We start from the raw sequence: 13,237 nt of genomic DNA on the forward strand, positions 1-13,237 counted from the left end.
TTACGACGTCTCCTCATCACAACTGATTACCAGCGCCCTATTCAAAGCCTGAGCTAAAGCGGTTTTATTCTCGTCATCCTCCAATAAACTAAAATGGTCACCCGGTATCGCAATCAGCTCAAGCGAAGTATCAGACATTATCTGCGCCCAACCCAACGATGGTTCCATGCTCGCTGATTCCGGTTTTTCATCTGTCATAAAAGAAATAGCAGGAGACGGTTCTACCGCATAGAACTGATGCAGCGTTATCGCTAATGCTGGCGGCTCATAACCGGCAACTATTTGCGCGTAACGCTCGATCTGCCCCCAACGTTTTGCGATCACATCCGCATGCAGATTCGCAGGATATAATGCCAATTCTTGTGCTGCCTCAATAAACTGCACAAAATTCAACTCATCAATTCGACGGTATAACTCCGCAATCTCTTCCGCGTACTCCTCCTCCGACTGTCGAGCTAGTTCAATGAAGAACCGATATTTAGGTTGCATGATCTGTTCGCCTAAATAATGAGGCGCAGGCGCATCAATCAACCCTAGGAAATTAACCATTTCACCCACATGCAAAAGCTGCTGGGCAATAGCATAAGCCAATATCCCACCGGAAGAGTAACCACATAGCCGATAAGGGCCTTCCGGTTGAACAGCCTTTATCAAGGTGATCATTCTCGCCGCTTGCTGCTCCATCGTTACCATCGGCTCTTCATTAATTGACGGCCAAGGCAACGCATAAATCGGATGGTCCGATGGGATATGTCGAGCCAACCCGAAGACATAGGAGTAATCCCCCATGCCGCTAGGAACAAAGAATAGCGGCAACCCTGTCCCATCCAGTCGCACAGATATGGCGCTGTTTTGCGGTTGAGACAGCAAATCTGAGGTGATTTTCGCAGCCAGTTCAGCCAACACCGGGAATTGGAACACAGCATTCAATGTGCAAACCAAACCCCGACCGGCGGCAAGATTTATCATTCGCATGGCAAGCAGTGAATGGCCCCCCAACGTGAAGAAGTTGTCATACCGACTTATCTGCTCAATCCCCAGCAACTCACACCAGATAGCCGCCAATGCAATTTCCGTTTCCCCTTGCGGCGCTTCATAAATCTGACGAGCAAACGCTTCATTGTCCGGGGCCGGCAAAGCCCGACGATCCAATTTACCGTTCGGCGTTAGCGGAAATGCATCCAGACGCACAAAAGCTGACGGCACCATATAGTCAGGTAAAGTTACACTCAAGTGGGTACGCAGGTTATTGGCTAGCCCCTCATCCGCTGGCACCACGACATAAGCAACCAGCCGTTGGTCTTGCCCTTGCCCCAATGCCAACACCACAGATTCGCTCACCGCCGGGTGTTCCACCAATCGAGCCTCAATTTCCCCCGGTTCAACGCGGAAACCGCGGATTTTTACCTGCTGGTCGTTGCGGCCCAGGAATTCCATATTGCCATCCGGCAGGTAGCGAGCTAAATCCCCGGTACGGTACATACGAGCGCCCGGTTGATCACTAAACAGATCCATCAGGAAACGTTCTGCCGTCAGCTCTGGGCGATTCAGATAACCCCGTGCTACTCCGGCCCCCCCAACATACAATTCACCTGTTACCCCCAACGGCACCGGCTGGCCATATTTATCCAACAGATAGAGGGTTAAATCTGGAATACGTGCGCCAATAGGGCTGGTCGTCTGTTCCACATCATGAAGGTTGAGTTCCCGATAAGTCACATGAACCGTCGTCTCCGTGATACCGTACATATTCACTAACTGCGGTGACGTCTCTCCACGCAGGCGATACCACGGTCGTAACATCCCCGGTTCAAGAGCTTCTCCCCCAAAGATGATATAACGCAACTGATCCGGTAATGGGTTGGCGACATAACTGGCAATAAAGGCTTTGAACGCGCTCGGCGTCTGATTCAATACGGTGATACCGTGTTGACACACGAATTGATGCAGCTCTTGAGAGGAGCGAGCGATCGCGTGCGGCACCAGAACCAGTTTAGCGCCATAGCGTAACGCCCCCCATAATTCCCATACCGAGAAGTCAAACGCGATGGAATGGAACAGGCACCAAACATCTTGTCGGTTAAAGCGATACCAGGATTCAGTCGCCTCAAACAAACGCTGGACATTACGATGCTCGACCATTACCCCCTTCGGCGTCCCTGTCGAACCCGAGGTGTAAATGATATAGGCCAGATGCTGGGCGGTTAATGTCGGTACCTGTGGGTTACCCTCCGGCTGATCAGGCAAAATATTAGGGTCGAGTACAGTCAGGGTAGCCAGCATTTTTTCGCCCAACGTACTACGTCCGGTATCATCCACCAGCACAATAGCTGGAGCGGCATCAGTCAGAATATGTGCCAGACGCTCACCGGTATAAACCGGGTCCAGCGGCACATAGGCGCCACCGGCTTTCAGTATTGCCAATACCCCCACGATCATTGCCGGTGAACGTGACACGCAAATCGCCACTCGCTGATCGGGCACGACGCCCAATGCGATAAGCTGATGGGCCAACCGGTTAGCGCGGGTATTCAATTCAGCATAACTGAGAGCCTGATCTTCATGCACTAATGCTATCGCATCAGGAGTTTGCTCTACCTGTTGTTCAAACAACTGATGAATACACAATGCCTCAGAATAGGCAGTTTCCTTGGCGTTCCAGGTTTTCAGCAACAGTGTACGCTCTGCTTCCGGTAGAATGCTCAATGTCCGTACCGGTGTTTCCGGGGCCTGCTCCAGCGCGGCTACCAAACTCTCCAGTGCCTGTTGCATATAGCCGCATACCCGTTCCGGCTCAAACGGCTGTGCAACTTGAACGGTCAATCCCAAAGATTCACCAAAATCCTCCACCGACAGCACTAACGGATAATTGGTTCGCTCCTGCGCATCAACAAATTCAATACCGTTTACCAGTTCATCCAAGGTTGCTGAAAATGCATTATGTCGATAGTTCAGCAAGCTGCTAAAGAGGGGACTCTCCCCCTGCACACCACTGCAACGCTGGGCCAGCGCCAGTGAAGCATGTTCATGTTCCAGTAATCCGGCCAATCGGGTATGAGCAGCCTGCACACTGTCCCGTACCGAGGTATCATCGATATCCAGCCGTAGCGGCAAGGTATTGATAAACAGCCCCATCCCGTTGTCAGCCCCTTCTCCCGCCGCCATGCGCCCAAACAGCACCGTGCCGAACACCACTTGCTCCTGATCGCTGGTATGCGACAACACCTGTGCCCAGGCCAAATGACACAATGCCGCCAGACTGACGCCCAAACGCCGGGCCTGACTGCGCAAACGATCATTCAGTTCAGGCGCCAGCATCCGATAGGATTCCGTCACCTGTGAACCATCACGATGCACCTCCGTCAATCCGAATGGCAGCGTCGGTTCATCCACCTCCGCCAACATCTCGCTAAAGAAACGGGTATGTTCCTCCTGACTCATCCCCAGCCGAGCCTCAGCCACCAAATTACGGAAAGAAACTGGGGAAGGCAGGCTCTCCTCCCGTTCGGCAAGATACGCCTGAACCTCACCGTTCATCACATCCATCGTAGTATGGTCGCCAATCAGGTGATGCAGCAATTGCAATACCATCCAACGACCATCAGTCTCCTGCGCCACCACAAACCGCAACAACGGCGCTTTATCCAGGCCAAGACGATAATGACGCGGATTAAAACGTTGAGCCAGTTGATCACAAATCGGTCCATCCGCTGGGTCTAGCGTTAATTCAGTAACCGATAAAGGCGCCTGACGCCAAACCACCTGGGCCGGCACAGACAACTCTTGCCAAACAAAGGCGGTACGCAGGATATCGTGGCGATCAACCACCTGTTGTACTGCCGCCAGATATCGGTCTAGTAGAGTCCGATCAGCGAAGACCATCTGACCGGATAACAAATAGGGATCTCCTTCGTTTGCCAGTAAGTGGTGGAACAAAATACCATCCTGCAACGGCGACAGGGCATAGATATCCTGAATATTGCTCACCCCACCCGGCACTTGTCTGACGATGCGGTCAATGTCAGCCTGAGTCAAATCAATCAGCGGCAACATCGCCGGTGTCAGGGCCATAGTTGCCGAAGTGATGACGTTAGGCGGCACTATCATAGCCTGGTGCTGTCCCAATGTTTGCGCCAAGTCTGACAGCACCGGCGATTGGAACAGATCACGCGCCGTCAGTGTCAATCCCAGATGACGCAAGCGTTCAACCATTCGTATCGCAAGCAACGAATGACCACCCAAGGCAAAAAAGCTGTCGTACCGGCTTATCTGTTCAATCCCTAGCAATTCACGCCAGATAGCCGCCAGCGCTATTTCTGTTTCTCCTTGAGGAGCAGCGTAAATTTGGTGGACAAAGGCGTCATTGTCCGGTGCCGGCAACGCTTGATGATCCAATTTACCGTTAGCAGTCAATGGAAACGCATCCAGCCGCACAAAGGCCGACGGCACCATATAGTCAGGCAAAATCGCACTCAGATGAGCATGAAGACTGCTCGCCAATCCATCACGGGCTTCCGCAGCCACATAGGCCACCAGCCGCTTCTCCTGCCCTTCGCCTCGTACCAACACCGCCACTTCACGTACCGTTGGATACTCTGCTAACCGGGCCTCAATTTCCTCCGGTTCAATTCGGAAGCCGCGGATTTTAACCTGCTGATCATTGCGGCCCAGGAATTCCAGATTGCCATCCGGCAGATAATGCGCCAAATCCCCGGTGCGGTACATACGAGCATCCGGGTTATCACTGAACGGATCAACAAGGAAACGCTCGGCGGTCAATTCAGGCCGATTAAGATAACCACAGGCTACTCCATCTCCCCCAACATAAATCTCTCCGACCACGCCTAACGGTACCGGCTGACCATACGCATCCAACAGATAAACCCGCGTGTTAGCTATCGGTCTGCCGATCGGGATACGGGCTGCTCCGGGCGCTAATGCTGTGATACGGTATGTGGTTGTAAAGGTGGCTCCTTCACTCGGCCCATAGCCATTTAATAGCTGTTGTGGAGGACTGGTATGCAATACCTGACCGATAACATGGGGATCAAGGGCATCTCCGCCGACAATCAGCAGCTTTATCTGTGGCAGAACCGGAGCAAGCGCCGCTGCTAACTGGTTAAACAATCCGACACTCAACCACAGAACAGTGATTCGCTGAACCTGTAAAGCCTGTACAAACACCTGCGGCATCAACAAAGTGGCATGATCGACAACCACTAACGCACCGCCATTGAGCAACGGCGCCCAAACTTCAAACGTGCTGGCATCGAAAGCCGGATTAGCAGCAAAAGCCACCCGATCATCCGGTCCGATTTCAGCATAACCATTATTGATAACCAGCCGGACCACCGCACGATGCGGCACTAAAACCCCTTTAGGTGTCCCGGTAGAACCGGAGGTATACATGATATACGCTAACTCGGTGCTGGAACGCACTAAGTTAAGGTTAAAGCGATCCTCTTCGTGGCCCATGTCTGTTTCATCCGAGAGACGAAGCAGCGGCACAGTCAGGTTAGCCGGAATATCCGCCCGTGTATCGGTGAGCAGTAACTTAGCTGAACAATCACTTATCAGCCAGTTTTTCCGCTCATCCGGCACACTGGGATCAATCGGCACGTAAACTGCGCCGGCTTTAAGAATCGCCAATTGGGCTACCACCAGTGCCATCGAACGCGCTAGCAAGAGCGCAATATGATCACCGGGACAAACGCCTTGCTCGATCAATTGACAAGCCAACCGGTTAGCGCGGATATTTAATTCGGCATAACTAAACGTTTGCTCTTCATACACTAATGCTATCGCGTCAGGGGTTTTCTCCACCTGTTGTTCAAACAACTGATGAATGCATAATGCCTCAGGATAGACGGTTTCCGTGGCGTTCCAAGTTTCCAGTAACAACTTGCGCTCCGCCGGAGAAAGAATATCAATTTCCCTGACCGGCTGCTGGGGATTATCTACCATCGCTTGCAGTACTGTGTGCAGATATCCCACCTGCCGCGCCATTGTCGTTGGATCAAACAGGGCGGTAGCATAACTTAATGCCCCCACAATCCTGCCCTCTTCTTCTGACAAGCCCAGTTCAAGATCAAACTTGACAATATCAACGGCTTGATTGACCGGTGACACCGCCAATCCCGGTAATCCCCACTCTGTGTTCTCATTGTTCTGCCAGACAAACATCACCTGGAATAACGGGGTATGCGCCAGTCGGCGTGGCGGTTGCACGATTTCCACCACTTGTTCAAACGGTAAATCCTGATGCTCCTGAGCTGTCAATGCGGTTTGCCGGACTCGCGCCAGTAATTCCGTCACAGTCAATTCATCCGATAAATCCATGCGCAACGCCAACGTATTGACAAAGAAGCCAATCAACGGCTCCACTTCCTGATGATTGCGGCCGGCACTCGGGGTGCCAATTACCACATCGTCCTGACCTGATAAACGTGACAGCACTACCGACCAGGCTGACAACAGCGTCATGAATAAGGTGACGCCGTGTTGTTCACTCAGGCGTTTAAGGGCCGTCGTTAGCGCCGCATCCAGATGAATCGGCACGGCCTGCCCGGCAAACGACTGCTCCGGCGGACGAGGCCGATCTGTCGGCAAATCCAGCAAGACTGGCGCATCAGCCAACATTGCACGCCAATAGTCAGACTGAACCTGAATACGCTCAGCCGACAACCACTGACGCTGCCAGGCGGCGTAATCCGGGTATTGAATCGCCAACGGCGGCAACGGATCTGATTGTCCGTCCATAAACGCCGTATAGAGTGTGTTCAGTTCCTGTATCAGCACATTGGCAGACCAGCCATCGGAAATTATGTGATGCAGGGTCAGCAAAAACTGATATTCGTCATCGGTGATCCGGATGAGAGCAGCACGAATAAGTGGGCCACTTTCAAGATCAAATGACGCATGGGCTTCCTCCACGCTCAGACGCTCAAGAACAACATCAGCATCTGGTATCCCGCGCAGGTCATATTGAGATAACAGTAAGCCGCTATCTGGTTCCAATAGCCGCACTTGCGGCTGACCATCTACAGAGACAAAGACAGACCGTAACGCTTCATGACGGGCAAATAAGGTATCCAGCGCCTTTTGCCAGGCCATAATATCCAACTGTCCAGATAAACGCAGGGCCATTGGGATATGATACGTTTCACTGACACCCTTAAGCTGGGCCAAAAACCACAAGCGCTGTTGAGCAAATGACAACGGTAACGCTCCATCACGGGATATCGGCAAGATATTATCTGGTTGACCCGGCCGAGCCTGCATGACCTCAGCAAACGCCCTCAATGAAGGAGTCTTAAACAGGGTGGTTAGAGGGAGTTCGATACCTAAAGCGGCTATCCTGTTCATCACCCGCACCGCCAACAATGAGTGGCCTCCCAGAGCAAAGAAATTGTCATACCGGCTGATCTGTTCAATCCCTAAAATTTCACGCCAAATCGCCGCCAGAGCCATTTCCATTTCTCCTTGTGGCGCTTGGTAAACCTGACGAGCAACGGCTTCATTGTCCGGCGCTGGCAGCGCTTGACGATCTAATTTACCATTCGGCGTCAATGGCAATGCATCCAAACGCACAAAGGCCGTCGGAACCATGTAATCCGGCAAAATAGCTTGCAGGTAAGCACGCAGGCTAGTCACCAACCCCTCATGGGCTTCTGCCACTACATAGGCCACCAGCCGTTTTTCTTGCCCTTCCCCTTGAGCCAATACCACAGATTCACTCACCGCTGGGTGTTCCACCAACCGGGCCTCAATTTCCCCCGGTTCAATGCGGAAACCGCGAATTTTCACCTGCTGGTCATTACGGCCCAAGAATTCCAAGTTACCGTCCGGCAAATAACGGGCTAAATCCCCGGTACGGTACATCCGGGCATCCGCCACATCACTAAACGGATCAATCAGGAAACGTTCCGCCGTCAAGTCTGGGCGATTGAGGTAGCCACGCGCCACTCCCGCTCCCCCAATATAAATTTCTCCCACCACGCCCAACGGCGCCGGTTGACCATACTCATCCAGCAAGTAAAGGCCAGTGTTGGCTATCGGACGGCCAATACTTTCAATGATCCTGTCACCCCGCTGTATCGGCAACCAGGCAGAATAGGTTGTCGTTTCAGAAGGGCCATAAAGATTACATAATCGCTGTATTTGTGTTTCTGCGAAAATCTGCTCAATTAAAGCGCCTTTAAGCGGTTCCCCCGCCAGATTGACAGTATGAACCGGCGCCATCAGCGCCTGAGCCTGCAATAACGGTTTCATCGCAGACGGAACTGAGTTAATCAAAGTCACCGGCAGGGCATGCTGCATCAATGACAAGGCATCATCCACCAGATGAATCGCGGCGCCACGAGACAACGGCATAAAACATTCAAAAATGGACAGGTCGAAATTCATCGATGTCGAGAAAAGCACCTCGCGGATCTCTTCCATCTCAAAGGCCTGCTGAGCCCAATGCAGGAAGTTAACCGTATTGCGGTGCTCAATCATCACCCCTTTGGGTACTCCCGTGGAACCGGAAGTGTAAATTACATAGGCCAAATGCTGGGAAGTCAGCCCAGATACCTGTGGATTACTATCCGGCTGATCAGGCAAGGCATTCGGGTCCAGTACCGTCAGTCCAGCAAGTACTTCCTCGCCCAGTACAGCCCAGCCAGCCTTATCCGCCAGCACTATAATTGGGTCAGCATCATGCAGAATATGTGTCAGACGCTCGCTAGGATAAGCTGGGTCTAGCGGTACATAAGCCCCGCCCGCTTTCAGCACCGCTAACAACGCCGCCGCCATTGCCGGTGAACGTGACACACAAATCGCCACCCGTTGGTCGGGTACAACGCCCAAGGCAATAAGCTGATGGGCCAGGCGGTTGGCGCGGGTATTTAATTCGGCATAACTGAGCGTTATCCCTTGGTACACTAACGCTGTCGCGTCCGGGGTTTGCGCCACCTGTTGTTCAAACAATTGATGAACACATAACGCCTCAGGATAGGCGGTTGCCGTGGCATTCCAAGTTTCCAGTAACAGTGTGCGTTCAACTTCCGGCAAGATTTCCAATGCCCGAACAGGCATATCCGGCTCTTGCTCAAGGGCATCCACCAGACTTTCCAGTGCTCGTTGCATATAACCGCATAGACTTTCCGGATCAAACGGCTGTACTACCTGAGCCGTCAGCCCTAGGGATTCGCCAAAATCCTCCACTGATAGCATTAACGGGTAGTTGGTCCGTTCCTGTCCACCAATAAATTCAATACCGCTGATGACGTCATCCGGCGTTGCCAGCAAGGTATTATGCCGATAGTTCAGCAAGCTATTAAAGAGAGGGATCTCACCCTGCACACCGCTGCAACGCTGTGCCAGCGCCAGCGACGCGTGCTCATGTTCTAATAGTCCGGCGAGTCGGGTATGGGCAGCCTGCACGCTGCTCCGTACTGGGGTTTCATCAATATCCAGCCGCAACGGCAAGGTATTAATAAACAGCCCCATACTATTATCTGCCCCTTCTCCTGCCTGCATACGTCCAAATAGCACCGTACCAAACACGATATTCTTCTGACCGCTGGTACGCGCCAACACCTGTGCCCAAGCCAGATGACACAAGGCCGCCAGACTGACGCCCAGATGTCTCGCCTGATGACGCAAACGGTCATTTAACCCGGACGGCAACATCCGGTGAGATTCCGTCACTTGCGAACCATCACGATGCACTTCCGTCAAACCAAACGGCAGGGTCGGTTCATCTACCTCCGCCAGCATGTCAGTAAAGAAACGGGTATGTTCTTCCTGACTCACCCCCAACCGGACCTGAGCCACCAAATTGCGGAAAGGTGTCGGCGCAAGCAGACTCTCCTCCTGACCTGTCAGATACGCCTGGACTTCGCGGTGCATCACCTCCATCGTTTCATGGTCGCCGATCAAGTGATGGTGCAATTCCAGTAACAACCAATGACCATCGGTTTCCTGAGCGATGATAAAACGCAATAACGGGGCTTCGCTCAGGTCAAGACGATGATGACGCGGATCAAAGCGCCGGGTTAACTGGTCACTGACTGGACCATCAGCCGGACTCAGTGTCAATTCCGTCACCGACAATGGGGCCTGACGCCAGACCACCTGCGCCGGGACTGACAATCCCTGCCAAAGAAAAGCGGTACGCAGAATATCGTGTCGATCAATTATCTGTTGAACCGCTGCCAGATAACGATCCAACAACGCTCGGTCAGCAAAAGCCATCTGCCCCGTCAACAGATAGGGATCGCCTTCATTTGCCAACAGATGGTGGAACAAAATACCATCCTGCAACGGTGACAGCGCATAGATATCCTGAATATTGGCGATTCCCCCCGGCACTTGCCCAACAATGCGGTCAATATCAGCTTGGGTCAAATCAATCAGCGGCAACATCGCCGGCGTCAGCACCGTAGTATCCGGTGTAATACGATTGTCAGGCACTTGAATTTCATTATGCTGAACCAGAGACTGTGCCAAAATACAGAGTGTTGGATGCTGGAATAACGTTTTTACCGATACACTCAGACCAATACGCCGCAATCGTTCAATCATACGCACAGCAAGCAGCGAATGACCACCAAGCGCAAAAAAGCTGTCATGCCGACTAATCTGCTCAACACCCAGCAACTCACGCCAAACAGCCGCCAACATCGTTTCTATCTTCCCTTGCGGAGCTTCATAGATCTGACGGACAAACGCCTCTTTTCCTGGTGCTGGCAACGCCCGACGATCCAACTTGCCATTCGGCGTCTGCGGTAAGGTATCCAACCGCACAAAAGCTGCCGGTACCATATAGTCAGGTAAAACCGCACTCAAGTATTCACGCAAACGGGCGGCCAACCCTTCATTCGCTTCTGCCGCCACATAGGCGACCAGCCGTTTGCCCTGCTCATCCTCCCACACCAGCACTGCCGCCTCTTGCACCGACGGGTGTTTCTCCAGCCGGGTCTCAATTTCCCCTAGCTCAACCCGGAAACCGCGAATTTTCACCTGATGATCGTTACGCCCCAAGAATTCCAAGCTGCCATCCGGCAAATAACGGGCCAAATCCCCAGTAACATACATCCGTGCGCCGGGTACCGGACTAAAAGGATCGGGTATAAAACGTTCCGCGCTCAATTCCGGCTGGTTAAGATAACCCCGTGCCACACCCACGCCGCCAATATACATTTCACCAACGCCGCCCAACGGGACTAACTGACCGTATTTGTCCAATAGGTAGACACAGGTATTTTTAAGCGGTCGGCCAATAGAACAATCATCGACTGGGGATAAAACCTCCTTACAAGTCGCTGTGACGGTATTTTCCGTCGGGCCATAAGCGTTCAATAGTCGGGGGCGGTGGACCTCCCGCACAAACCAATCTTGAATGGCGCTCTTTTTGACCGCCTCACCGCCAATGATAATGAGTCGGAGACAATCCGGTAGCGGTAATGCATTGTTGTCTCTGACAATCAGTTCAGACCAAAATAACGCTGGCAAAGACATCACTGTGATGCGGTTCTGCCAGGCTAAGGCAATAAACTCCGACATTGACGCCAACCAGCGATCATCACGCATGACCAACGTAGCCCCATTGCATAATGTCGAGAAACATTCCTCCACTGAAACGTCAAACGCAAAAGAAGCAAATTGCAACATCCGATCTTGCGCCGTAACCGCATAGGTCTCATTAAAGCCCAAATGACGCTGATACACCGCCTGATGTTCCACCATCACCCCTTTCGGCTGCCCAGTTGAGCCGGAAGTATAGATGATGTAAATCAGATGCTGTGGCATCAACGCAGCTACTTGCGGGTTGCGATCCAATTGCTCCGGCAAGGTATTCGGGTCAAGTACCGTCAGACCGCTCAACGCCTCATCACCCAGAGCTGTCCGCCCAGTCGCATCAGCCAATACCACTGACGGAGTAGTATCATTCAGGATATACGCCAAACGCTCTAACGGATAGGTTGGGTCCAGCGGCACATAGGCTCCACCGGCTTTCAACACCGCCAACAGCGCTACCACCATTACCGGTGAACGTGACACACAAATTGCCACAGGCTGGTCAGGTACGACACCTAATGCGATAAGCTGATGGGCCAACCGGTTAGCACGAGCATTTAATTCGGCATAACTTAGGGTTTGCTCCTGATACACCAGCGCCGTGGCCTCCGGCGTTTTCTCCACCTGTTGTTCAAACAATTGATGAACACATAACGCCTCAGGATAGGCGGTTTCCGCCGCATTCCAGGTTTCCAGCAATAGCTTGCGCTCCGCCGGGGCCAAGATATCAATTTCCCCGATCTGCTGTTGGGGGTTAACCACCATCGCTTGCAGTACCGCATGCAGATATCCCACCTGCCGTTCCATTGTCGATGGATCAAACAGGGCGGCGGCATAACTCAACGCCCCAATAATCCTGCCCTCCACCTCGAACAAACCCAGTTCAAGATCAAACTTGACAATATCAAAGGCTTGATCGACCGGTGAAACTGCCAGCCCCGGTAATTCCCATTCCGAGTTCTCATTGCTCTGCCAGGCAAACATCACCTGGAACAGCGGAGTATGCGCCAGTCGGCGCGGCGGTTGCACAATTTCCACCACCTGTTCAAACGGTAAATCCTGATGCTCCTGAGCCGTCAATGCCGTTTGCCGGACTCGCGCCAGTAATTCCGTCACGGTCAGCTCACCCGATAAACCAATGCGCAACGCCAGCGTATTAACAAAGAAGCCAATTAACGACTCCACTTCCTGACGACCGCGGCCTGCGCTCGGCGTGCCAATCACCACATCATCCTGACCTGACAAACGTGACAAAACCACCGCCCAAGCTGACAACAGCGTCATGAATAAAGTGACGCCGTGCTGCTCACTCAGGCGCTTAAGGTCTGCCGTTAATTCAACATCTAAGTTAATCGGCACGGCTTGCCCGGCAAACGACTGCTCCGGCGGACGAGGCCGATCAGTGGGCAAATCCAACAGAACCGGTGCGTCAGCCAATATTGCACGCCAATAGTCGGATTGAACTTGAACACGTTCAGCCGATAACCACTGACGCTGCCAGGCGGCGTAATCCGGGTATTGAATCGCCAATGGTAGCAACGGAGCCGGTTGACCGGCCATAAACGCCGCATAGAGCGCGTTCAATTCCTGCATCAGTATATTGGCAGACCAGCCATCGGAAATAATGTGATGTTGGGTCAGCAAAAATTGATATTCGTCATCGTTGAGCCGG

1 protein-coding gene (running past one end of the window) is annotated in these 13,237 nt (G+C 52.6%); it reads right to left on the reverse strand.

Going from position 1 to position 13,237, the window contains the following annotated elements; genetic code table 11:
- Positions 1-13,237, reverse strand: partial view of a non-ribosomal peptide synthase/polyketide synthase gene (locus tag TI10_RS23245; protein WP_053093480.1) — the end only. Its footprint extends 23,180 nt past the window's final position; only the last 13,237 of its 36,417 coding nucleotides appear in the window; the start codon falls outside the window, past its right edge; it ends in the stop codon at positions 1-3.

The sequence above is a fragment of the Photorhabdus luminescens subsp. luminescens genome (genome assembly GCF_001083805.1).
In the GTDB taxonomy this organism is placed as follows: Bacteria; Pseudomonadota; Gammaproteobacteria; order Enterobacterales; family Enterobacteriaceae; genus Photorhabdus; species Photorhabdus luminescens.